The sequence below is a fragment of the Microcoleus sp. Aus8_D2 genome (assembly GCF_036702665.1).
GTDB lineage: Bacteria > Cyanobacteriota > Cyanobacteriia > Cyanobacteriales > Microcoleaceae > Microcoleus.
The window spans coordinates 109,251-131,139 of the sequence record NZ_JAUBUN010000001.1 but is presented as its reverse complement, the minus strand read 5'-3'; the positions used below and the strand labels follow the sequence as shown (position 1 = coordinate 131,139).

Genomic DNA, 21,889 nt, shown 5'->3' with positions numbered 1-21,889 from the left:
ACTCAATAGTCAGTGCTGTAGGGTGCGTCAGTCACGTATTTTTAACTCTCTCAAATATCTTTCAACTGACGCACCCTACTCAATTTAACTATAAGTGAAATTGCTTCATCAATCCCTTGATTTTTCGCAGCAAATAACCGCCCACTCCTCTAGAAATTTTCTCAAACTTATAATAAAATAAAATATCCATCACATCTTGAGTTTTCATGTACTTTAAGTAAGAAAGTGTTCTGTCAGTAAGTTCATCATTCACATCATCGATATACTTTCTCACCGCCAACCTTTCCGAAATATGCCATTTCTTATCAAACTTGCGGTGCATTTGGGTCTCATAATCTCCAAAATCTGAGATTTTCCCATCCAAATATTTTTCAATGTATTTCCCCGCAATTTCGGCACCATCCATCCCGTGTCTAATCCCCTCGCCGCCCAGAAAATTAACTGTTGAGACAGTATCGCCGATCGCAATTATGTTATCCTGCCAATAAATATCCTGCAAACCGCGACTGTACTTCAGCGTCGAACCGTGTTTGTCAATAATCTGATAATTTTTCGACTTCAGATATTCATCAATCAGCAAATCAATATATTTTTTCAGCGGTGATAAATTCTTAATTGTTTTAGAATCTAAAAAAATGCGGCCCGCACCAACTTTCAGCCTGTTTTGTTCCATGGGAAATATCCAAGAATAACCCTTCGGCATCCATTTATCACCCAAAAAGAAGATTAAATCATTGGCATATTTGTTGTAAACTTCCGGTTCAACTTCAATTAAATATTCGATGCCGGTTCCCGACAAAAAATTAGGCTTATCGTTTTCCTTGTCGTACATAATCGCCCGAGCAAAGCCAGTAGCATCAACCAATACTTTGGTGCTAACTTTGATAATTTGACCGTCGGATAACTGTTTAAACTCTACTAGAGTTTCGCCGTTAACTTGTGAATGTCTGGTGTAGCGACAACCCAGCCAAACTTCACCACCAAATCGCTCAACTTCCTCAGCTAAAAATGCTCTAAATTTAGCAAAGTTGAGGACAACTCCCAAGTTTTCGGGAGATTCCCAAGTTTGACTAACTTTGCTAGTTTCAATAGTCAGTTTGTGCCAAAAACTGCCGATAACTGATTCAGGTAAATCGAATTTGGAGAGGGTTTCTAAAGGTGTGGCGGCGCTGGAAAAGTCGTTTTTATTAAAATTGTCGTTTTGTTCTGCCAGCAAGACTTTGTGGCCAGCTTTGGCTAGGATTCTCGCACAGTGACCGCCTGCGGGGCCTGCTCCTACTATTACTATATCAAAATTTTTTACAGTCATGTTACTTTTAAATCGTTTCCAATGTCAAAATACCCGCAGACATATCAACTACTAACCGCCGAGTTTTCAGCCACTGGCGGCCGATTAAAAATTCGGGTACTCCGTCACCTACATGAACAGGAATGTCAAACTCTTGCTCATCTATACGTACTTTTCCTGCATAAAGTTCAAAATAAAATTCTCCCTTAGCTGTGCACATTTTTTCTTGTTTTAGATATGTCCAATCAAGTCCCTCTAAATCCTGAACGTCCATTGCTAGCCAGCCTGAAAAACCTGTATCAAGCAGAGCATCAACAGGTAATTCTAAGCCGTTATCAGCAATCAATTCAATTTCAAAAAATAGCTCGTCCTGATCGCCAAATCTTCCTTCAATCATATCGTGCCACAAACTCCAGTTTCATTGATCCGAAAGACGTGCAATTTAACTTTCGGGTATTTTTCATGGGCTATGTGTGCAACTAGCATATCATCCTTGTCGATAAAATATTCTCCGCTGTCGGGTTCAACAGCCATATACCAGTTGTAGTGGGTTTTAATTAATTCTGGTTTGAGGCGATCGAAAATTGGTTTACAGCGTTGATAAAATGCTTCTCTTTCAGCGCGCCACTGGGCTTTCTTTTCTTCTGACCACTGGATTTCTGGGAACAATCTTCCCCGCCGCACGGTACGATTTGGTTTCACGTTAGTCATTGTTTTTGCTCCTTTTTTACAATGAATGTGAAGTAAGGTGGGGTTATGCCCACCCTACAATTATAGCTAATTAGACGCTAACGGGTGACTGTTTGCGGCTGAATGTTGCCAAAATGCGATCGGCCATTTGCGAGGGATTTAATCCTAAACTTGCAAAGGATTGCTCGGGTGTTGCGTGGTCTACCAATGTATCTGGTACGCCTAGGCGAATCAGTGGCACGAGCACATTGTTGTCCATCAAAGATTCGGCTACTGCTGAACCGAAACCGCCCATCAAACAGCCTTCTTCTACTGTAACAACTTTGCCGATTCGTTGTGCCAAAGGTAAGATTAATTCGGTGTCCAAAGGCTTGACAAAACGCGCATTAATCACTGTTGCTTCGATGCCGTGTTCGCTCAAAATCTCGGCGGTTTGCATCGCCGGATAAACCATTGAACCGTAACCTAATATTAGCAAGTCGTCGCCGTTGCGCAGAATTTCGGCTTTGCCGATCGGCAATTCTTCCCAACCTTCTTCCATCAAAGGCACGCCGTAACCGTTGCCGCGCGGGTAACGCATGGCGATCGGGCCGCTGGTGTGGTTGATTCCCGTGACTACCATCCGCTGCAATTCCGCCTCGTCTTTTGGCGCCATAATTGTCATATTTGGCAAGCAGCGCAAGTAGGAAATGTCGTACATTCCCTGGTGGGTGGGGCCGTCGGCGCCGACAATACCGGCGCGATCCAAACAGAAGAAAACAGGCAAGTTTTGGATGCAGACATCGTGAACTATTTGGTCGTAAGCGCGCTGCAAAAATGTCGAGTAAATTGCGACAACCGGGCGTATTCCTTCGCAGGCCAAACCAGCGGATAAAGTGACGGCGTGCTGTTCGGCAATACCAACATCGATGTACTGTTTCGGCAGTTTTTCCTGAAGTTTGTCCAGACAAGTTCCGGTTGCCATTGCAGCGGTGATGCCAACAATTTTAGGATTATTTTCTGCTAGCTTAACCAGGGCGTGGGCAAATACTTTCGCGTAGGCGGGAGGCTTGGGTTTGGTGGAAGGAATGCTTTTGCCCGTGGCTAAGTTAAAGGGATTTTGGGCGTGATATCCTACTTGGTCTTTTTCGGCGATCGCATATCCTTTGCCCTTCACCGTTACCACGTGAACTAACACAGGGCCTTGGATAGTATGACCTTGTTTGAAAGTGGCAATTAACTCTTCCAAATTGTGTCCGTCTACTGGGCCCATGTAGGTAAAGCCCAATTCTTCAATTACGGCTCCAACTTTGGACACGGCTAACCGTTTCATCCCTTCTTTAAGGCGTTCCATTTCTGGGGTAAAAGTTTCGCCCACAAAGGGAATTTGTTTGAATTGTTCCTCTAGGTTATCTTTGAGAAATTGTACCGGCTGCGAGAGTCGCATCTTGTTCAAATAGCGGGTAATTGCGCCGACATTGGGCGAGATTGACATCTCGTTGTCGTTGAGCACTACCATCACATTGGTTTTCGGCATATGGCCCGCGTGGTTGATCGCTTCTAGTGCCATACCCCCTGTGAGTGCGCCGTCGCCGATGACTGCTACGGTTTTAAAGTTTTCGCCTTTAAGGTCGCGCGCCATCGCCATCCCTAGGGCTGCGGAGATGCTCGTGGAAGCGTGACCGGCGCCGAAATGGTCAAATTTGCTCTCGCAGCGCTTGAGATAGCCTGCAACACCGTCTTTTTGGCGCAGGGTGTGGAATTGGTTGTAGCGGCCTGTGATCAATTTGTGCGGATAAGCTTGGTGGCCGACATCCCAGGTCACTTTGTCGCGATCGAGGTCGAGTGTTTGGTAGAGTGCTAAGGTCAGTTCGACTACACCCAATCCTGGGCCGAGGTGTCCGCCGCTAGCGGCTACAGTTTCTAAATGCTTTTCTCGAATTTGTCGGGCAATTTGTTCGAGTTGATGAATCGACAGGCCGTGTAATTGGTTTGGATGAGTCAGTTCGCTGAGATGCATATTTTAAAATCCTGCTCCTAAGAATTAGGACGAATCCTTAACAGATAATAGGTTGAGCCTGCCGCGTTGGGTACGCGCAAACTTAGAATAGTTTACCTGTTATTTGGGGAAAACTGTTAGGCGTAAGATTTTTGTTATTTTTGGCCTGGTAATTATAGTAAATTAATTGTGCGCAGTCAATATAAAAAAGCTTATGTTGTTAGCTGCTGACGGCTAATTGTTAGCTGCACGGGGATTATTAGCGATTTAAAACTGGTTTTTGTAATGAGGGCTGACTTTTTAGCCATGGGGTTTCTGCAAGCGGACTGTGATGCAAAATCATTAACTGCGACTTGCTAAGGGGTTCTAGCGCGTAGGTACAACCAGGCAAATTGCTAAACTCAACCTCAAAAAAATTCTGCATCGTATTCATCAACTACTGTTCCCACTTGACCGCGATATAAGCCCTGTTGTGGTAAGTCTTCTAGTAATGCAACGACATCAAGTAGTTTGATTGTACAATTCATTTTTAGATGCCTCCTTTGTCGATCGATCGCCTTTTAAGTTAGCATGAACAGGATTTACGCATTCAGACCAAAGAAACCGGGTTTTTTACGACAATTCTTCGTTGTCGCCTGTAGATTAGGCAAAAAACCCGGTTTCTGACAAAGGAGTGCGATCGCAAACCAATGAAGACAACAAAGCCGATCGCCCTTCACGATTTATTGCTGGCAAATTCCAACACAAAAGGGCGATTCTTGCGCGGGATAGCTTCGCTCGCACGTACTTATCCATTAAAGCATTCGCTCTATCTCAGATGTTCGAGCATCTGGCAATTTCTCGGCCCCAGTCGTATCAAAGACGATCGCGTGTTTAGTCGCGGGTAACAACCGCCGTAAAATCTGAATATAGCCGTCAGCATCGCCCCGCCGGTGGAAGCGCGCCACAACCAATCGCTGCATATTTGGGAGTTGGCGCACGATGCACCAGGGATGAGTGTGTGATTTGGGCTTTGATGTTGGTATCATAGGATAATGTTTCCCCGCTCCAAGCGGGGTTGGCTAGAAAAGCGATCGCCCTTAAGTTTTCGAGGCTCCTAGGGCGATCGTTTTTAGTGTACATAGATCTTGTCGGGTACATATGCACCGATGTCAAGCCAAATATGGGATACGTGAGGCTCCGGATTCGAGAACTAGCTGAGCAAAGGGGTTGGACTTTTAAGGAAGTTGCCGATCGATCCGGAGTCAACTACAACACGGTAAAAAGCTACGGGAGACGCGATGCTTTAAACACAGTCGATTTGTCTGCTGTCTACAAAATTGCCCGCGCTTTCGACGTGACGATGGAAGATTTGGTTGAGATTTTGGAAGATTGAGAGCGATCGCAGATGCAGATGCAGACGGCGGTTGAAACCGCACGCCAAACAAACGATGTCCGCCGGACGCCGACTGAATAAAATAACGTAAAACGTAATTTCAACCGCCCACTCGGAAACCCACACTCCTTGGGTTTTGTTTGTATAGACGCGGTTTTAACCGCCCAGTCTTTATCCTCGCGTTTGACTTTGCACAATTTCTGCCAACAGCATCTCTTGATTTTATAACTCGTTCCCAGGAAGAGCCTGGGAACCTATATCCAGAGGCTCTGCCTCGGCTGCGAAAATGGAGGCAGAGCCTCCGGATCGGCGTGACCAGGCTCTTCCTGGTAATGAGTATAAACCCACACTCCTTGGGTTTTGTTTGTACAGACGCGGTTTCGACCGCCCACTCGGAAACCCACGGAGGTGCGTGAGTGTTTGTATAAACCTGGTTTCAACCGCCCGGTCTTTATCCTCGCGTTTGACTTTGCACAATTTCTGCCAACAGCATCTCTTGACTTTTCGCCGGTTCTTTGCAAGTCAAACACTCGCAAACTAACCCGATCGCACCTTCAGGCAAATCCGCCTCAATCTGACAAACAGCAGTCGGAAAATACTGCGAAATCAACCCCGAAATCTGGTCGGGCGAAGTGCGAACCAGGGTAGAATGCCGATACCAATCCAGAGCCGAAAGCAGACTCGGACAAGCTTGGGGAGTATCTCGGACAATACTGCTGAAAGCTTGCAAACCTTGTTCGGCGCGATCGAGATATTCTAAATTTTGGGCCAGCAGCGCAAGACGAACCAAAGAGGCGATCGCAATTCCATTCGCCGCCGGAGTCGCATTGTCAGTATAACTGCGTTCCCGCACCAACAAATCCCCGCTAGCATCCTTCGCAGTATTGTAATACCCCCCCAACTCCACGCTCCACAAAAACTCATCAAACTCATCTTGCACCCGCACAGCTTTCTCCAACCAAAACTGAGAATTCGGCAATTGCTGTGCTGCTTCCCCGTTTCCTAAAGCCAAACTCGCTTGATGCAAATCCAACAAAGCCTTCACAAACAAAGCATAATCTTCCGACTGCGCCGCCACAGCAGATTTTCCGTCATAATTCAGCCGCTGAAACCGCCCGTCAGTCCACTGATTGTCTAAAATAAAACTAGCAGCATTCACAGCCAATTCCAGATATTCGACATTCCCAAAAACAGCCGCAGCCCGCGCCAAACCCGAAATCATTAAGCTATTCCAAGCCGCAATCATTTTCGTGTCAGTAACTGCGGGAATTCTCCCCGGCCAACTGTCGTTTTTCGCTTCTTGATTGTTGCGGGCTGGGGGAAAAGTTTTCACAGTATCGGGATTCCCACCGTAGCGCACAGCGAAAAGTTTAGCCAAAGCCGTTTCTACCGTTTCGCTGAGTTTTCCCGGATGGCGGCGCTGCAATACATTCTTCCCTTCAAAATTGCCGCTGCGACTAACATTAAACTCTTCTTGAATTTCCGCAAATTCCTCAGCAGTTAACCGCGTTTGTAGTTCGGCGTAAGTCCAAACATAAAACGCTCCTTCCTCCGGTTCAGACCCCCCCGTTGCCCCCCCTTGGTAAGGGGGGGTTGGGGGGGTAAAGCTATCAGCATCCTGTGCAGCATAGAAATAGCCCGTCGGCGCGGTCATTTCTCGCTTCAACCATTCTACTGTCCGCGCGATCGCACTTTCAAAAGCCGGCTCTTCAATTCCCGCACTCCACAAATTCGCCAAATACTCCACAATTTGACCGTTGTCGTAGAGCATTTTTTCAAAGTGCGGTACAGTCCAAGTCGCGTCAACCGTGTAGCGGTGAAATCCCCCGGCTACGTGATCGTAAATGCCGCCCAACGCTAAGTCTAAGCCCCGCTGAGTGCAGGCTTGTTTGCTGTCGTATTTTGAATTAAAGCGCGTTCCCCGCAGTGCTAGCTCAGCATAGGGCATCATCGGAAAACTGGGCCCGGGGTTGCTGGTGGCAATAATTGCGGTATTGAGTTCTAAGCCTTTTTGGAAGACTTCGCGATTTAATTCTGCGGTTGCTGCTGTCAGCAGCGCCGACTGGTGGAGGCTGTCTAAAATTTCTCCTTTGAAGGCTTGCAATTTCCGCTTTTCTGTGTCGTAAAAGCGGCGAATAGATTGCAACACTTCTAAAAATCCGGGGCGTCCGTAGCGCGGAGTTACGGGGAAATAAGTGCCGCCGTAGAAGGGAACTCGCTCGTCGGGAGTGAGAAAAATGTTGAGGGGCCAACCGCCTTGGCCGGTCATCATCTGCAAAGCTTGCATATAAATGCTGTCGATGTCCGGGCGTTCTTCGCGATCGACTTTTATCGGTATAAACTGCGAATTCATGTATTGGGCGATCGCGCGATCGGAAAATGCTTCTCCTTCCATCACCGTACACCAGTGGCAGCTAGAGTAGCCGATCGACAGGAAAATCGGCTTATTTTGGCGGAGGGCCGTTTCTAAGGCTTCGTCGCACCAGGGCCACCAGTCGATCGGGTTTTCGGCGTGTTTCCGCAGGTACAGGCTTTGGGATTGAGCAAGACGGTTGACCATAATCAAATCTACTTTAACTCTTACTGGCTGCGCTTGTTAGTTCTCTAGCAGTTTAGCGCGATCTGTTTTACCTGAGTTGTTGGCGATCGCCCTGTTTTAAGCTGTACTGCATTTAAATGGTATATTTCCACGACCATCAAAAATCGTCAAATCCTCTCCCCCTATCCCCTATCCCCCTATCCCCTTCTCTGCCTCGATCGCCATACACAATCTAGATGCACAACAGCTTAACACTATCGCTAATTATCTAGATCTAAAATGGAGCGATCGTTGCGGAGAACATTCAATCCACAGATATTACAGTTTTTCCTTTGCTAAGTAGTAGTTCCGAATTAATTACACGGAATTTCGCCTGAAACCCTTACGCAGCAAAGATTCTTTCTGTAATTATTTTGGTTGTGTTACTTAATGACAGCGGTTCCTCCTGCTGCGATTGGCATCTAAGTACGTAAGAGAAAACACCTAAGTATGGGCCATCAATCTAGAAAAATTGGCTAAATCCAAGGCACCTCGTCTTCCCCAAAAAACTTCATCAAAACTTTATCAAAAGCCATTGCGTTAACCTGTGTTTCCGTTTATATTGAAGATGTCAAGGAAAAACACTCACTCCAGCCAAATTGAAAATAAAGGTATCAATCATGAAATTTACATTAACTGCAGTCAAGTCTATTTTAGCTGTTGCCAGTGTCGCTGCTCTTAGTGCTTTATCCGCTGCACCTGCCTCCGCCTTCAGCTTTGGTAATATCGCGGGTGGCGATACAATTGGAGACTCTTATGTTAATGACTTTAGCTTTGATGTCACAGACAATGGCAACAACAACGTTGGATTCAAAATTGCCAATAATAATACATCTGTAGCCGGTATATTTATTGGTTCAGTCTACTTCGACACAGGTAATAACTCTGGTTTATTGAGCAGCTTTGGCATTAATACTGGTAATACTGGTACGGTTAATTTTGGAAATAATGGAACTGCTAATATGGCACAAAGTGCCAACCTTACTACTGCTTGGTCAACAGATTTTTCAGCTACGAAAACAGGTGCTGCGTCGAACGGTGTCAACACAGGTGAGGTTTTGGGGTTGAGTTTTGGTGGAAATTATAATAACGTAATTTCCGCGTTGAATGCTGGTACTTTAAGATTAGGGTTGCACGTCCAGGGTATTAATGGCGGTAGCGATACTTTCGTCAGCAGCACTAGCAACACTGAAAATACTCCCGAACCTTTAACCATGCTCGCTGCGGTCACAGCCGTTGGTTTTGGTACTATGTTCAAAAAGCAACGCGCTCAGGCTCAAAAAGCTGAATAGACCACCATCATTTTAAGGGGTTTTGCATCAGGGCTTGACCCCAAAATAATTACTTTTAGATAGCTATAAAAATCTGGTTTCAGCAAGAAACCAGATTGATTGTATTTTTATTTAAAGGATATGATACGATCTAATCAATCAATTAATAACTAATGTCAAAATGTTCAAAAGAAAACTTTTTGGGCTAATCATCATCGCCACAGGTTTAGTAACCCTGAATATGACACTCCTTTGGAAAATGGGGGATATTGCTCATTTTTATATGAGTATAGTTTTTTGGTTGGCTGTGGGTTCCATACTTTGGGACAAGCAGAATCTTCTGAAACAAAGCGGGGTAAAAAGTGACATATTATCGATAGTTGCTGGAACTATAATAATAGCTTTTATTTTATTGAAAAGTGCTATGGTTTCCAGTAAATTCGATCAATTTTTAAGAATAGCACCTTTTTTATCTGGTTTAGGCTTGGGCCTAATTGCGGTAGGTTTTCAGGATTTAAAACAATATTGGCGTGAATTGGTAATACTTTTTTTTCATGGCATTCCCAGTGTAATTACATCACCTTTATTGGATATTATTACCTCGTTTACTGCTAGGTTTGCTCAGGTTATTTTGTGGTATTTAGGTTTTGATGTAATGCGTGAAGGTAATTATGTTGCTTTACCGACAGGAAGGGTGCTTGTATATGGGGGATGTTCTGGTATGGAGGCAATGAATTACTTATTAGGTTTATCTGTAGTTTGTTTGGTGATGTTCCCTACTAAACAAAATAAAGCTTTGGTAATAGGTGTCGCTATCGCTGCGGGTTTTATTATTAATGGTTTTAGAGTGGCGGCAATGGCATTGTTAGTTGCATCTAAGCGCCTAGATTTATTTAAATATTGGCATGATGGTGAAGGTTCTTTAGTGGTGGGGATGATTGCGGTGATTTTGTTTGGGATATTTTATCAATTTATGTTGAAAAAAGATAGCAAACTTAGTAAAAAATCGGTAAATTAATTCGTTTCAAGTTGAGGCTCTATGACGCAAACAGTAGTTAAAATACCATCTAGCTCATTGAGTCTCCCAGAATGGAAACCTGGTACTTGGGATTATTTGATCTAATCTCTAGTTTTAATGACCTTTTGACGATGATATTTTGATGATATTTTATATGGTTGGCTCAACAAGCAAATCCCTGTTTTACTTTTTTTAGTTATGAGTTATGAGTTATGAGTTATTGGTTATTGGTTATTTAGTAATGTTGCGCTCCCAGACGGCGGGGTAGACACGGGGACGCTACCCTACAGATTTACACCATTTATTTAGACGCACTCTCGTTAAATTTATTTATGCCGACCTACTCAATCATGTTTTAATATTATGATTGATTATTGAGAGCTACAATGAGTTTATCATCTCGGAGAACCTTCAATCGACGGCTAGGGCAATTTTTACTGACTGCCGCAGTTCCTCCCGCTGTTCTCAAACAGTGCCAAGCTGAATCCCCGAACCAAGTCGCACCATCGAACCAAGCGGTATTAAAAAGTAATAGTAAGAAAGTTCCGACTAAAAAAGTAGTTCCCGAAGTAGAATTATTCGTGCCGACTTTTTTAGGAAATGACCAGCGCAGGTTTTACGGTAGAGGTGTCCCCAAAGGCTTGAAGTTAATCGACAAATTTGAGCTAGGAAGCGGACGGACTTTTCTGGGGAGACAATCGCAAATTTGGAGCGGCGCCGGTTGGACTGGACAGCCAACAATTACCAGAGACAGAGATAAAACTTATATAATTATAGGTTCTTTCGACCACTATTTGCACAAAATAGATATGGCGACCAATAAAGAAGTTTGGCGCTATGAATTTGATGATATAATTAAAGGTTCATCAACAATTTATATCGACAAAACAGCCAGCGCCGAAAACAGAATTGTGATTTTGCAAGGCAGCCGCAGCGGCGGTGGCGGCAAAAATGTTGTGCCGAGTTTTAGGGCAGTGTCTTTTAGAACTGGTAAGGAACTGTGGAAGTTGGACATCAGGAGAACGCCCAGCTACAGTCAGGATAATGACAGCAGCGCTTTGTATCTGGGCGATGGCGTGTTGTTCAATGCCGGGGAAAATGCGATCGGCTATTTTATCAATAGTTCTGCCAGCAAAGCCAAAGTCCAACAAGGAATCAAGCAACCGCAGATATTGTCGGAAGTCCAGCTTTACGCTGCGGGAGATATTGGCAAGCACGGCGGCAACTTAGTAGCAGAATCATCACCATCTCGGCTGAAAGATAGACTATTTATCTCTGCTGGTTCCGGTCATATTTACGGTATCAGTATTAAAACCAAAAAGATAGTTTGGGATTTTTATACTGGTTCAGATATCGACGGAAGTGCTGTAATTTCTAAATCGGGAAAACTGTTTTGTGCGATTGAAAAACAATACATTGCCGGTAACGGCGGAGTCCTAAAACTGAATCCGAACAAAGAACCGAATGCCAGCGTTGAATGGTTTTTACCCACCGAAAACCGCCGACTTTCGGGCTGGGAAGGCGGGATAATCGGCTCTGTAGCGCTGAATGATGAGTACAATCCAGGGGAGTTTCCAGCCTTATTTGCCACAAATGCGATCGACGGCAATTTGTACATCGGTTCCCAAGATACAATTACAGGCAAAAAGAATTTTGTACCTTGGCGAAATCAGTCTTACGATACTCCGGTAATCGTGTTTAAAAAAGAGATTGGCTCTTCAATTTCCACTCCGATATTTACCGACGGCAATAAACTAATCAGTGCTGGATACAACGGTGTTTATTTGTTCGAGTTGAAGTGGGAACGAGCCAAGTCTGGGGATAAGAATGCTTTAAAAAATACTAAAGGCGAGTTTTACCGTTTGAAAGTAAAAGAATCCGCGAGATTTAAACCGGGTTTATCCTTTGAGGCGACGCCTGTAGTTTGGGACGGAATTGTCAGGATTTGCGCGAGAGACGGGTGGATGTATACTTTAGGTTAAAATCAAGGTTTGTAGTGAGGACTTTAGTCCGCATTTTCCGGGTGTTGAAATCCGCCAATGCCACCACCTGCCGTTTAACTGCACTTATCTCTATCATAGAAAAGATGTCAGAAATTAAAGGTTTGTAGTGAGGACTTTAGTCCGCATTTTCCGGGTGTTGAAATCCGCCAATGCCACCACCTGCCGTTTAACTGCACTTATCTCTATCATAGAAAAGATGTCAGAAATTAAAGGTTTGTAGTGAGGACTTTAGTCCGCATTTTCCGGGTGTTGAAATCCGCCACTCTCACCACCAGCCATTTAACTGCGCTGATCTCTATCATAGAAAGGATCTCAGGAATTATAGGAAACTTGTTATATGGCGACCAATGACAGTCAAATAACTCAAATTTACGGTTCAGAGGATGCTCAAGGTATTTTACAGCTTGCGATCGCCCGCCGACAAGATGAAGGCGAACTTTCCCGAGTGCAGCTTTTCGAGATTGCAGCGGAATTGGGCATTTCCGAACAGGATATCGTGGCGGCGGAACAGCAATGGTTAGCGACTAGAGGGGAATTTCAAGAAAAACTGGTTTTTAACACTTACCGTCGCGGCAAATTGCAGAAAAATGTGACAAAGTACGGTATTATCAATACTTTTTTAGTTTTGTTTAATCTAGCAGGATCGCACGAGCTTTCTTGGTCGCTTTTTATTTTACTAACGTGGGGATTGGGATTGTCGCTGAATGCTTGGAATGTTTATCAGACTGAAGGGGAAGAGTACGAACAAGCGTTTCAGCGGTGGCGTTTGAAGAAACAGGTAGGACAGTCGATTGGTACTGCGACGGATAAGTTCGTGAAGTGGTTGCAGTCATAAGAAGATTGGGCGGTTGAAACCGCTTCTATACAAGCAAAACCCACTCCAAGCGGGTTGAAGACAAAGGCGGTGAAAATTACGTTATAGTCTTCAGTCGGTGAGCGGACTGAAGTCCGCACTACGAACCTTTGTTTGCGGTCAATCGACGGGATATGATATCATATATTGTCTCAGCACTGGCGATAAACTGAACAGGGCTTGATTATCCTGTTCTTCTTTTTCAATCAATGCTCGATTTCCTAAAGATAGCAGTACATTGCATAAATCGTCCGGCGATAATTGCACATTTTCTAGCAATTTAGAAATTGAAACCGGTTCGATTTCATTCGCGATGCAGCACATGACCTGTTTCTCTAATTCCGATAAGCGATCGCACTGCTGCTCCAATCTTGCTTTCAATTCCTCTCCCAAGAATAGCGTATCATATTTTAAGAATTCGGCAACTCGACTGCTAAATAATTCTTGAATCATGGCTGCCACTATTTTCAACCACAAGGGATTCCCTCGATAAGTGTCAATCAGGGTTTCCCATTTCTCCGGTTCGAGTAAACCTTTTTCTCGGAGTATTTCGCCTGCTGCTGCACCTAAACCGTTGAGTCGTAAGGTGCGAACGCGGGCGTTTTCTCTGTTTAATGCGACAATTTCTCTAGGCGATTCCCAACTATTGACGATTAAGCAACTGTTGTGGCAAGTTTGGCCAATACGTTTGAATAGGGTGCTGTAATTCTCATATTCTGGTCGATAATTTCCTGCTATTTGTCCGCTGCTGAGAATTGTTTGTACGTCGTCTAGGATGATGAGGCAGCGGTGCGATCGCAATTTGTCGATTAGCAGCGATAGCAGTTCATCGGTGCTGGCTGGCAAAACCCCCCCTTCGCCCCCCCTTGCTAAGGGTGGGGATTGATTAGATAAAAATTTAAGTAGGCTTTTTAGGGTATGATCGAGGGTTGGGGATGTGCCGAGACTTCGCCAAATTATATATTCAAATTGATGCTGGATTTGTGGGAGGAGGTGGAGTGCGAGATTGGTTTTGCCAATTCCGCTGAGTCCTAATATTGCGACTAGGCGGGTGCGATCGTGTACGATCCACTGTTGTAGGGTGGCGAGTTCGGATGTGCGATCGTAAAATGAGCTGATATCTGGTGCGTCTCTTAAGTCTTGGCGTATTTCGGGTTGGGTGTTTTCTGAGGTTGAGGGCGATCGGTCTTTTGGAACTTCTGGAGAGTGTAAAGTGTCTCCACAGAGATTGATATTCCCAATCCCTACAAAGGCGTTACCGATAGCTGATGAAACATTAGAAAATTGGAACCTTTTCAAAGTAGAGCGAAAATTAGATTTATGAACTGCTTCACCTAATACATCTGAAAGTATTTTCCATAATTCCGAAGCAACATCCCTAGCATGACCTTCACTACAATGAGCTTCCTGTGAGATTTTTGGGTATTTTTGACCTTGCCAAGCACCGATCAATATAGCCTCTTGTACGTTGTCGAGGTGTTTTCCAGTCTTGGTAAAAACAAGGTTGTCGGCAAATTTTAAGATTTCTTCAACGTCCATCGATCGGGGTGGTGTGGGAGTTTTAGCTATTATATCCGACATTTTCCGATATTTTCCAATGGTGCTAAGATTTCCCTATCTGTGAAGTAGTAAAAATTATGTAAAACTACCGACACAATCCTACATTTTCCGACTAGACATAACTTGAAATTTGAGAGGAAAATATATTATAGTTACAAACATAACTGTACTTTCAATCGTCAAGTGTATAGCTAAAGCCAAGAAAAAATAACTTGCTATAGGAGGGAGGATTATGAGTAGTAGTAATAGTACCCTTGTTATTGTTAGTCTTGGGATTGGTATTGTTGTTATTATGGGCGTGGGCGGCCTTGTGGCATACTCGAATGTGAATAATCAGCTAGTTAGCAGTCAAGCTCAGTTACAGCAAGTGCAGAAGGAGCGAGACGATCTCAAAAAGCAGAGCGAGGACAAAGATAAAGAGATTAAAGACCTTCATGGAACTATCAGCGGTGGCAAAGAGGAAATTTCTCGAAAACTAGAAGAAATTCAGCAAGCTAAAACAGAAACTCAGACAGTAAGTGGCTGTCTAAAAGGTGTAGTGGAGGCGCTCTCATATACAGACGATCAAGCTAAGGCTATCTTTGCTCTAGGAGCAGTAAAGGATAAGTGTGCGTCAGCCGAAAGGATCGTAAAACGAATAGAAGACACACGAGATGAACAACCAAGATCACCTCGTACAAACAATATAAGCAATTAACGAACCAGTGTCGGTCGTGTATTTGTTCAAAAGTCAGCGGATTTCTTTAACTTCCATTGATTGTGTAGGTGTCATGGTTTTGTTTATTTAACTTTGACTTACCTTACACTGGTAAATTTCCTCAATTCTATACTTAATCGGGTGTTCTACACTCTGTACACATCATTTTGTCACTAAGGAAATGAACAAAAAATTAGGAATGTTCGCGATCGCAGCTTTGTTTACTCTAAGTGGGGCTATCCTTAAAGGTACTCAAATGGCTAATGCTAACCTAGTGCCACCCACTACAGTTACTAATCAACACTTTACAAATACTAACTCAACAATCTTATCCCAGGGTTATGGACAACCGCAGGGCAGCCCTTGGGGACAAGTAAGAGAGCCACAAACATACACAAATCCCGATACCGGGCAAGAATTTTGTTTTTATTCATCGGCACGTTGGGCACCCTGTCCAAATCACGGCACTACAGCTATCGTACCCCGGAATGCCAAATGTACGGGTTCCAATACTACCAAAGCATTAGCTGATCAATGTCCACGCGCTCAGTGTGAACTCGCGCGCCTCCAAGCCAGCTTCAGCGCACTTAGCAATAATGGCTACTCAACTCCTGCTTTACCTTGTACCGGTCTCCCCTAGCAAGCAGATGCAGATATACCTGATGAGTGAGTGTGATTTATACGGATGGCTTTATTAATACCTTTACTCTGGTATCAAATAATTTCTTTCCTTTTTAGGATTTTATCCCCAAAAGCGATCGCCCTTTTTTTCCTAAAGTGCGATCGCCCTTTCATTAACTACCGATACTCAACTACCGATGCGATCGCTATTGCAATATCATCCCTAGTAATAAAAGTCTAGGCACTTAACACCTCAAATGTTGTTAGTAAACGCGGGGAAGTTTTAGGTAAAGGGAATTCTTCTAAATAGAGTTCTGTTGCTTCTTTCAGATTGGCGATCGCTTCTTCAATGGTTTCACCCTGGCTGGCAGTTCCCACTTCAGGACATTCTGCCACATAAACATCTTCTTCCCAATAAACGATTGCTGTAAAGATACGAGGCATATTTTTTGCAATACCTACTTAGTTCTCACTCTAATCCTTATTTTAGCACATCGGGCGATCGCCCTGACTAATTTCTGACCTCTTGATATAAACCATCTGAGGGTACAGGTTTTGCTATCTCAGGCATATTACTCTCCTTAATAGCCTTCATCAAATCTTCCCGTAGCGCTTCTAAAAAATAGCAATCATTGCCCATATCCGATACTTCATCATCATCTAACTCTTCATCTTTCAAGCGTTTTTGGTATGCCTCGATCCGAAACTCCAGAGCTTCAATAATAAATTGTACATCCTTAAAAGATAGAATCATCACAACTCCATACAATTTGTTAGCTGGCTGGTTACGATCGCCCTTATCCTCATCGCAAACCATTAACTTCCTACTTCACTGTTGCTCGTCGTTGTCACTTTTTGGTTGCGATCGATTGTCACTGGGAATTCTGCCCTCAGATTTAGCTCGATCTAATGCTTCTTGAATTAATGACAGCACCATATTGGAGACTGGCCGATAATGCGATTTCGCTAACCGCTCTAGGTCTGCTTTAACCTCTTCTGGAAGATATACAACTATTCTGGGGAGTTTTGCTGGCAAGGCTGTTATCTGTGCTTTTACCGCCCTATTGTACCTTTTTTTGACCTCTAAAGTATCAATCTTACCATCAAGGGTTGACTTGGAGTGCATACCGTGATACTTTAGAGTTGACAAAAAACAAACCCCCACCGCTCAGACTTGCAATCGTTCGGTAGGGGCTTGAACTCCCATATTCAGGAGGAATCTCTATGATATCACCGCCCAAGTCAGTTCCAGAACTGCTCCGCAAAGAAACTCCCGACGCACCCATTGGCAAACAACCCATCCGGTTGCTGATTTGCGGGATTCCCAAAGGTGTAGACAGCATCGTCAATCTGCTGCACGTCTTAGGCTTTGCCGAAGTTGGGGAATGGAGCCCGCCTTTACCATCGCCGATCGCAGGTGAGATAATTCGGATCTTAACCCGTTACTCGAAAGAATAATCTTTGAGGTCGATCGCCCTTTCTTTAGCCATATCATGAAGTGCGATCGACCTTTCTTGTACATCTGTAGGGACACGGCACTGCCGTGTCCGGATTTCGGAAGGACACGGCAGTGCCGTTTCCCTACCAATATCTGTTATTTTACGCCATATTTGTAGGAACACGATGGAGGACACGGCAGTGCCGTTTCCCTACGAATATCTGTTATTTTACGCCATATTTGTAGGGACACGATGGAGGACACGGCAGTGCCATTTCCCTACGAATATCTGTTATTTTACGCCATATCTGTAGGGACACGGCACTGCCGTCTCCGGATTATCCTCCCCACGTTCTGCACCCAAAAAACCTAATAATTGTGCTGCGGAGCATCCCCATTAGCAGCATCATCAACCAGAGGATGAATTAAAGTCGATCGCAAACCTTCTCGAACTTCCGAACTCAAATACTTATTCTGCAAAACCTGCCATTTCTGCCAAGCCCCGTAGCGTTTTTCTGCCAACAAACCAGCCAGTTTCGGCAACTCTTTTGGCAAATCGCCATCGACAAAATCCGTCAAAAACTCCCCTAAAACTTCACTGTCTTGAATATCGCCCAAACATTCCTGAACAGCTTTCACATCTTCGACATAAGCTTCATAACTCTCGCCGTAAAAATCGCCAAACAGATTCATCAAATAGCGAACCCGCTTAGCTTGCTTCCGCAAATCGTGCAGAATTGTTCCCTCCGCTGCTAGCTTTTCTTCCACAGCCTCAGCAGTCAACTCAGCAACTTTAACTTTGCCGTCATATTCTGTGCCCAGCAGCCAAGCCGGATGCAGGAAAAATTCGCTGACTTGAGGTAACAGCAAATCTGGCAAAACCTCAGCAATTGGCAACTGTTCGATCGCCCGAAACTGCGGTTTTGAGAGCCAATTCTCGATCAACTGTTTCAGCGACTGGTAACTTTTATGTTCCAAAACAGCCCTCACCCGTTTCAAAGCCCGACGGCGCTGTTTGAGCAAACTCAACAAAGCGTCATCCAAAACTTCCTGTTCGTGGGCCGGCAAATTCGGGTAATAGCGGTTTTGGAGACTTTCGAGCATCACATCCAAATCCCTGAGGGTTCCCAGAATCCGCCCCACTTTACCAATTTTGCGTTCAGAAGCTGCTTTTGGCAAGTCTAGAACTCGAGCAAAACCCGTTACAGCCGATCGCAAACGCCGCATTCCCACTCGCATTTGGTGAAGTTCTTCGGCGTCTTTGTCTTTGAGAACTTCATCCTCGTGCTCTACTGTTTTGCGGAAATATTTCTCGATCGCACCAGAGGCTGCGTCTCCGAGAGTTTTAACTTGAGTCTTCACTTTTGCTGATGTTTTTACGTTCATGGTTGATGTAGAGTCCAATGAAAGTGATCGACTTTAATTTTGATTTCAAAGCTTTTCTAATAAGGTGTTACATCCTAGCACACACTTTTCTTCATGAACCACAGCCACAATAAATCTTAATATAAAGTGCTTGACAATTTATCCAAAGTCAGCATTGAGTAATTAATTGGCGATCGCGCGCTAATTTAATTGACGCGGTTTCTGAGTGTATTTCTGGTGTCTTGTCGCAAATTTTGCTGAGAAACCGGGTTTCTTGTCCCCATACGGAGGCCCTGTTACTTGCGACCTCAGAAACCCGGTTTCTTCAGATATTTCTCGTTTTTAGTCGCAAATTTTGCTGAGAAACCGGGTTTCTTGTCCCCATGCGTCGGTACTATTAATGTCCTGTGCTTGACAATTTATACAAAATTAGCAATCTTCAATCTTCAATCTCAAAAATCTTCAATCTAAAATCTCAAATCTCAAATCTCAAATATAATTTCCCTCCCCCACCCTTGAGCCAATAAATCCGATTTCTGGCGCGCTTTCCCAAATAGGTTAAGATCGCTGCAAACCGAGATTTATTCGCCAAAGAGAGAGAGAGGGTGCGATCGGGAAGACAAGTTTTAAAATTCAATCAAGTCCGCCCAGCTTGTCCGACTTCAAAGAGGCAGTTTAGCCTTTCCAGTCTTTCTCAGATTGTTCGAGCACGTAGGTTGCTACATCCTCGATTTGTTCGGGCTTCAAGCGGCCGGCGAAAGCAGGCATAGCATTTTTGCCCTTAGTTACCTGAGTCGTAATAGCTTCGATAGAATTCATGCCATACTTCTCAAGAGCGCCCTTTTTCAAGGTTTTCATTGCCATAACGACGTTGCCGCCACCGATGTGACAAGCAGAACAGTTGTTGCTAAAGATTTTAGATCCTTTAACAGCATCTCCAGCCAAAGCAGGGCGGCCGAAGCCGACAGTCAAAATTGCGAACGCTAACAGGGCGATCGATAAGAGTCTTTTCAACGCAGTTCTCCTCTAATGGACACACAAAGGGTGATTCTTTAGATATTTTACCTGTTAAAACAGGCGCGATCGCGACTACGCGATTGCCTTCTCCCGAGTAATTTACCACTTTTTGGCAGTGGCAGTTCAACTCTCAAAATTATCCACGCCCCAGCCCGGAGCTTTCTGAGCAGCCCGGATCACAAAAGCAGCCAAATTTTCAATCTCAGCCTGCGGCATCCAGCTTTCGGGCACTTGGCGGCACCAAAAAGTTTCCTCACTACCGTCATAAGTCATCGGCTCTCTCAGATACGACACCAAACCATTGATGTTGCTGCGGGGAGGCGTTGCCCCCTGGAGATCGGCCAAAGACAGAGATATCATCGGATCGGGCAAAGTTGCTCCTCCGACGTGGCAATTCAGGCAATTTTTCTCGAACAACACCTTGCCGACAGACAAATCCTGAGCTGAAAACAACCGAGTGTGTCCCTCAGCGTCCAATTCGAGTGCTACAGGTTCCCTGGCTTGTAAATATCTATTCACGTAAGAATCGCCAGCAGCCAAAACAGGTTGAGGAGCCAGCAGCACGAGCGGCAAAATAATTAACATCCCCAACAGAAAGCAGAGAAAAACACCACGATGCAGCATAAGGGCGTAGAAAAGTCAATAATTCACTAACATTTGCTCACACAATCAAATTTTCTTGTTGCACTCTGGCTTTCGTCGGCATCAACCAGTCCACAAGCTTAATTGACAACTCCCCTGCTATCGAGGCGAGGGGATTCTTGGATCGTCGGGAGTCCAATGACTTTACCCTCACCAAAATTCATTGCGATGTGCCCCACCGCTGTATATCCGCGTTGCAAAATCATTTGAGCGGCTGCGACATCTCGATTTGTTTCATAGCCACACTCAGGACATTTATGCACTCGTTGGGACAATTCTTTTTTGCCTGTATGCGTTTGGCATCTTGGGCAAGTCTGGCTAGTCCTATGCGCGTCCACTTTGGCAAAGTATGCCAAACGCTTAAAACAAACGTGACTCAAAATATTCAGGAACTGACCAAACCCGGCATCAAGCGTGTGCTTGCAGAGCATCCCTGCTGACATAGCTTTGAGATTCAAGTCTTCAGCAAAAACGGTCTGAGCTCTGTTGCACAAATGATGAGCAGTCTTAAAGTGAAAGTCCTTGCGACTATTCTTGATGTATTCGTGGTGCTTGGCAATCTGATGTTGTAGTTGACGAAATTTTCTAGAACCTTTTTTCTGGCGCGACCGTTGACGTTGCAGCAATTTCAGCTTGCGTTGTCCATCCACAAAGAATCGAGGTCTATCAATCAACTCTCCATCCGAGGTTGCCAAAAAGTGTTCTAACCCTAAATCAATTCCCAGCCCATGCCCTGATGGTGACGGCTGAGGGACTTCAGCATCGCACTGCAACGTAAGCATGGCATAGTAGCCAGATGCCCGCTTGACAACACGAATTTGCTTCACCTCAAAACCTTCAGGAATGGGTCGAGACAGGCGCATCTGAACCAAGCCAATCTTAGGCAGATTTATCCAGTCTGCACCATCAAACCGTTTGACGGACTCTAGGTTTAACTGCGGAAACACTACGGAGCGCATCCGCTTTTTGAATCTAGGGAAACCGTACCCGCGCTCCCACATTGACACAAACGCAGCTTCAAGTTGGCGCAAGGCTTGCTGTAATACGTGAGTGTGCGGCAATTTCAGCTCGGGGATTGATTTCTTTGCCAATGCCAATGTTTTGCACTGCCGCGCAAAGGTTGGGCGTGGTGCATCAGCAGGCATAACGTATTCCTGCCTAATGCTGCATGAGTTCAGATCGCACTTACGAGAATTGACCCAATCCTTTCGTTCCCGCAATGCAAAGTTGTAGACCTGGCGGCAAATGTTCAGCCACTGGTCGAAAGTTTCGCATTGCGCGTCGGTGGGAATGAGTTTGTACTCGTAGGTTAGATTCAGCATACAACCATTATACAGCCAGCCTGAATAAACGGTGTAGAGTTTATTCAAAATTCTCGATGAAGATATCCGAACTAAAAGTCGCCCGCTTAAGGGCGAGGCTTGTATCCCATTTTTTCGGTCAGCGGGTGCGACTGGGGAGAATCAATCAACCAGAGGTAAATTTGAGATTTCAG

25 protein-coding genes are annotated in these 21,889 nt (G+C 44.7%); 8 read left to right on the top strand and 17 right to left on the bottom strand.

Annotation, left to right across the window (positions count from 1 at the left end; translation table 11 throughout):
* Positions 1-88: 88 nt before the first annotated feature.
* The 8 genes from QUB64_RS00610 to QUB64_RS00580 all read right to left on the bottom strand — a co-directional run bounded on the left by QUB64_RS00610 (position 89) and on the right by QUB64_RS00580 (position 4,984).
* On the bottom strand, positions 89-1,309 hold the full coding sequence (locus QUB64_RS00610) for an NAD(P)/FAD-dependent oxidoreductase (RefSeq protein WP_333270892.1): 1,221 nt from the start codon (positions 1,307-1,309) through the stop codon (positions 89-91).
* Positions 1,310-1,316: 7 nt separating this feature from the next.
* On the bottom strand, positions 1,317-1,685 hold the full coding sequence (locus QUB64_RS00605) for an aspartyl protease (RefSeq protein WP_333270889.1): 369 nt from the start codon (positions 1,683-1,685) through the stop codon (positions 1,317-1,319).
* Positions 1,682-1,999 carry a hypothetical protein gene (locus QUB64_RS00600; protein ID WP_333270886.1) on the bottom strand — a complete coding sequence of 106 codons (318 nt, stop codon included), beginning with the start codon at positions 1,997-1,999 and terminating at the stop codon, positions 1,682-1,684. The genes QUB64_RS00605 and QUB64_RS00600 overlap by 4 nt, the downstream gene beginning before the upstream one ends.
* 70 nt (positions 2,000-2,069) lie before the next feature.
* The gene (gene dxs, locus QUB64_RS00595; protein WP_333270884.1) at positions 2,070-3,977 is read right to left on the bottom strand and encodes a 1-deoxy-D-xylulose-5-phosphate synthase; all 1,908 of its coding nucleotides are present in this window, start codon (positions 3,975-3,977) and stop codon (positions 2,070-2,072) included.
* Positions 3,978-4,215: 238 nt separating this feature from the next.
* Positions 4,216-4,380, bottom strand: a complete 165-nt coding sequence (locus tag QUB64_RS32870; RefSeq protein WP_442921621.1) for a DUF4926 domain-containing protein — start codon at positions 4,378-4,380, stop codon at positions 4,216-4,218.
* Positions 4,364-4,483 (bottom strand): DUF4926 domain-containing protein, encoded by a 120-nt coding sequence (locus QUB64_RS32865; protein ID WP_442921617.1) that lies wholly within the window; start codon positions 4,481-4,483, stop codon positions 4,364-4,366. Before QUB64_RS32865 ends, QUB64_RS32870 begins: the two co-directional genes overlap by 17 nt.
* A gap of 115 nt (positions 4,484-4,598) precedes the next feature.
* Positions 4,599-4,751, bottom strand: coding sequence for a hypothetical protein (locus QUB64_RS00585; protein ID WP_333270881.1), 153 nt, complete (start codon positions 4,749-4,751; stop codon positions 4,599-4,601).
* Entirely contained in the window at positions 4,751-4,984 is a 234-nt protein-coding gene (locus QUB64_RS00580; protein WP_333270879.1) for a hypothetical protein, read from the bottom strand. Before QUB64_RS00580 ends, QUB64_RS00585 begins: the two co-directional genes overlap by 1 nt.
* Positions 4,985-5,118: 134 nt before the next feature.
* On the opposite strand from QUB64_RS00580, the gene QUB64_RS00575 reads away from it, so the two are divergent.
* Positions 5,119-5,331, top strand: a complete 213-nt coding sequence (locus QUB64_RS00575; protein WP_332942973.1) for a helix-turn-helix domain-containing protein — start codon at positions 5,119-5,121, stop codon at positions 5,329-5,331.
* A gap of 451 nt (positions 5,332-5,782) precedes the next feature.
* On the opposite strand, the gene QUB64_RS00570 is transcribed toward QUB64_RS00575, so the two are convergent.
* Complete coding sequence (locus tag QUB64_RS00570) at positions 5,783-7,891, bottom strand: thioredoxin domain-containing protein (protein ID WP_333270876.1); 2,109 nt, start codon at positions 7,889-7,891, stop codon at positions 5,783-5,785.
* A 638-nt stretch (positions 7,892-8,529) separates the two neighbouring features.
* Here QUB64_RS00570 and QUB64_RS00565 point away from each other — a divergent pair.
* The 4 genes from QUB64_RS00565 (at position 8,530) to QUB64_RS00550 (ending at position 13,036) form a co-directional block, all read left to right on the top strand.
* Entirely contained in the window at positions 8,530-9,201 is a 672-nt protein-coding gene (locus QUB64_RS00565) for a PEP-CTERM sorting domain-containing protein (protein WP_333270874.1), read from the top strand.
* A 160-nt stretch (positions 9,202-9,361) separates the two neighbouring features.
* Positions 9,362-10,198, top strand: coding sequence for a cyanoexosortase A (gene crtA, locus QUB64_RS00560; protein ID WP_333270871.1), 837 nt, complete (start codon positions 9,362-9,364; stop codon positions 10,196-10,198).
* A gap of 386 nt (positions 10,199-10,584) precedes the next feature.
* Positions 10,585-12,180: an outer membrane protein assembly factor BamB family protein gene (locus QUB64_RS00555; RefSeq protein ID WP_333270868.1), complete on the top strand. Its 1,596-nt coding sequence runs from the start codon at positions 10,585-10,587 to the stop codon at positions 12,178-12,180.
* 358 nt (positions 12,181-12,538) lie between these two features.
* Positions 12,539-13,036, top strand: coding sequence for a 2TM domain-containing protein (locus tag QUB64_RS00550; protein WP_333270866.1), 498 nt, complete (start codon positions 12,539-12,541; stop codon positions 13,034-13,036).
* A 138-nt stretch (positions 13,037-13,174) separates the two neighbouring features.
* Here QUB64_RS00550 and QUB64_RS00545 read toward each other — a convergent pair whose 3' ends face one another.
* A complete protein-coding gene (locus QUB64_RS00545) occupies positions 13,175-14,635 on the bottom strand; it encodes an NB-ARC domain-containing protein (protein ID WP_442921616.1) in 1,461 nt (486 codons plus the stop codon).
* A gap of 211 nt (positions 14,636-14,846) precedes the next feature.
* On the opposite strand from QUB64_RS00545, the gene QUB64_RS00540 reads away from it, so the two are divergent.
* Both QUB64_RS00540 and QUB64_RS00535 read left to right on the top strand, forming a co-directional pair.
* A complete protein-coding gene (locus tag QUB64_RS00540; protein ID WP_333270863.1) occupies positions 14,847-15,311 on the top strand; it encodes a hypothetical protein in 465 nt (154 codons plus the stop codon).
* 181 nt (positions 15,312-15,492) lie between these two features.
* The gene (locus QUB64_RS00535) at positions 15,493-15,951 is read left to right on the top strand and encodes a hypothetical protein (protein WP_333270860.1); all 459 of its coding nucleotides are present in this window, start codon (positions 15,493-15,495) and stop codon (positions 15,949-15,951) included.
* A 218-nt stretch (positions 15,952-16,169) separates the two neighbouring features.
* On the opposite strand, the gene QUB64_RS00530 is transcribed toward QUB64_RS00535, so the two are convergent.
* The 3 genes from QUB64_RS00530 to QUB64_RS00520 form a co-directional block, all read right to left on the bottom strand.
* Positions 16,170-16,376, bottom strand: a complete 207-nt coding sequence (locus QUB64_RS00530; RefSeq protein ID WP_333270858.1) for a type II toxin-antitoxin system HicB family antitoxin — start codon at positions 16,374-16,376, stop codon at positions 16,170-16,172.
* 67 nt (positions 16,377-16,443) lie between these two features.
* Positions 16,444-16,749, bottom strand: coding sequence for a hypothetical protein (locus QUB64_RS00525; protein ID WP_333270856.1), 306 nt, complete (start codon positions 16,747-16,749; stop codon positions 16,444-16,446).
* Positions 16,750-16,761: 12 nt separating this feature from the next.
* Positions 16,762-17,082 carry a ribbon-helix-helix domain-containing protein gene (locus QUB64_RS00520; protein WP_333270854.1) on the bottom strand — a complete coding sequence of 107 codons (321 nt, stop codon included), beginning with the start codon at positions 17,080-17,082 and terminating at the stop codon, positions 16,762-16,764.
* A 74-nt stretch (positions 17,083-17,156) separates the two neighbouring features.
* On the opposite strand from QUB64_RS00520, the gene QUB64_RS00515 reads away from it, so the two are divergent.
* Positions 17,157-17,390, top strand: coding sequence for a hypothetical protein (locus QUB64_RS00515; protein WP_333270851.1), 234 nt, complete (start codon positions 17,157-17,159; stop codon positions 17,388-17,390).
* Positions 17,391-17,739: 349 nt separating this feature from the next.
* Here the strand turns inward: QUB64_RS00515 and QUB64_RS00510 are convergent, their stop codons facing one another.
* The 4 genes from QUB64_RS00510 to QUB64_RS00495 form a co-directional block, all read right to left on the bottom strand.
* A complete protein-coding gene (locus QUB64_RS00510; RefSeq protein WP_333270849.1) occupies positions 17,740-18,756 on the bottom strand; it encodes a CHAD domain-containing protein in 1,017 nt (338 codons plus the stop codon).
* A gap of 654 nt (positions 18,757-19,410) precedes the next feature.
* On the bottom strand, positions 19,411-19,749 hold the full coding sequence (gene petJ / locus QUB64_RS00505; RefSeq protein ID WP_333270847.1) for a cytochrome c6 PetJ: 339 nt from the start codon (positions 19,747-19,749) through the stop codon (positions 19,411-19,413).
* A 126-nt stretch (positions 19,750-19,875) separates the two neighbouring features.
* Complete coding sequence (gene psbV2, locus QUB64_RS00500; RefSeq protein ID WP_333270845.1) at positions 19,876-20,376, bottom strand: photosystem II cytochrome PsbV2; 501 nt, start codon at positions 20,374-20,376, stop codon at positions 19,876-19,878.
* 98 nt (positions 20,377-20,474) lie between these two features.
* Entirely contained in the window at positions 20,475-21,716 is a 1,242-nt protein-coding gene (locus QUB64_RS00495) for an RNA-guided endonuclease InsQ/TnpB family protein (protein ID WP_333270945.1), read from the bottom strand.
* Positions 21,717-21,889: the final 173 nt, after the last annotated feature.

Bases quoted from the DNA above. Each gene is read 5' to 3' on its own strand.
- QUB64_RS00610 (WP_333270892.1), bottom strand. From the start codon at position 1,309: ATGACTGTAAAAAATTTTGATATAGTAATAGTAGGAGCAGGCCCCGCA.
- QUB64_RS00605 (WP_333270889.1), bottom strand. From the start codon at position 1,685: ATGATTGAAGGAAGATTTGGCGATCAGGACGAGCTATTTTTTGAAATT.
- QUB64_RS00600 (WP_333270886.1), bottom strand. From the start codon at position 1,999: ATGACTAACGTGAAACCAAATCGTACCGTGCGGCGGGGAAGATTGTTC.
- dxs (WP_333270884.1), bottom strand. From the start codon at position 3,977: ATGCATCTCAGCGAACTGACTCATCCAAACCAATTACACGGCCTGTCG.
- QUB64_RS32870 (WP_442921621.1), bottom strand. From the start codon at position 4,380: ATGCAGAATTTTTTTGAGGTTGAGTTTAGCAATTTGCCTGGTTGTACC.
- QUB64_RS32865 (WP_442921617.1), bottom strand. From the start codon at position 4,483: ATGAATTGTACAATCAAACTACTTGATGTCGTTGCATTACTAGAAGAC.
- QUB64_RS00585 (WP_333270881.1), bottom strand. From the start codon at position 4,751: ATGGATAAGTACGTGCGAGCGAAGCTATCCCGCGCAAGAATCGCCCTT.
- QUB64_RS00580 (WP_333270879.1), bottom strand. From the start codon at position 4,984: ATGATACCAACATCAAAGCCCAAATCACACACTCATCCCTGGTGCATC.
- QUB64_RS00575 (WP_332942973.1), top strand. From the start codon at position 5,119: ATGGGATACGTGAGGCTCCGGATTCGAGAACTAGCTGAGCAAAGGGGT.
- QUB64_RS00570 (WP_333270876.1), bottom strand. From the start codon at position 7,891: ATGGTCAACCGTCTTGCTCAATCCCAAAGCCTGTACCTGCGGAAACAC.
- QUB64_RS00565 (WP_333270874.1), top strand. From the start codon at position 8,530: ATGAAATTTACATTAACTGCAGTCAAGTCTATTTTAGCTGTTGCCAGT.
- crtA (WP_333270871.1), top strand. From the start codon at position 9,362: ATGTTCAAAAGAAAACTTTTTGGGCTAATCATCATCGCCACAGGTTTA.
- QUB64_RS00555 (WP_333270868.1), top strand. From the start codon at position 10,585: ATGAGTTTATCATCTCGGAGAACCTTCAATCGACGGCTAGGGCAATTT.
- QUB64_RS00550 (WP_333270866.1), top strand. From the start codon at position 12,539: ATGGCGACCAATGACAGTCAAATAACTCAAATTTACGGTTCAGAGGAT.
- QUB64_RS00545 (WP_442921616.1), bottom strand. From the start codon at position 14,635: ATGTCGGATATAATAGCTAAAACTCCCACACCACCCCGATCGATGGAC.
- QUB64_RS00540 (WP_333270863.1), top strand. From the start codon at position 14,847: ATGAGTAGTAGTAATAGTACCCTTGTTATTGTTAGTCTTGGGATTGGT.
- QUB64_RS00535 (WP_333270860.1), top strand. From the start codon at position 15,493: ATGAACAAAAAATTAGGAATGTTCGCGATCGCAGCTTTGTTTACTCTA.
- QUB64_RS00530 (WP_333270858.1), bottom strand. From the start codon at position 16,376: ATGCCTCGTATCTTTACAGCAATCGTTTATTGGGAAGAAGATGTTTAT.
- QUB64_RS00525 (WP_333270856.1), bottom strand. From the start codon at position 16,749: ATGGTTTGCGATGAGGATAAGGGCGATCGTAACCAGCCAGCTAACAAA.
- QUB64_RS00515 (WP_333270851.1), top strand. From the start codon at position 17,157: ATGATATCACCGCCCAAGTCAGTTCCAGAACTGCTCCGCAAAGAAACT.
- QUB64_RS00510 (WP_333270849.1), bottom strand. From the start codon at position 18,756: ATGAACGTAAAAACATCAGCAAAAGTGAAGACTCAAGTTAAAACTCTC.
- psbV2 (WP_333270845.1), bottom strand. From the start codon at position 20,376: ATGCTGCATCGTGGTGTTTTTCTCTGCTTTCTGTTGGGGATGTTAATT.
- QUB64_RS00495 (WP_333270945.1), bottom strand. From the start codon at position 21,716: ATGCTGAATCTAACCTACGAGTACAAACTCATTCCCACCGACGCGCAA.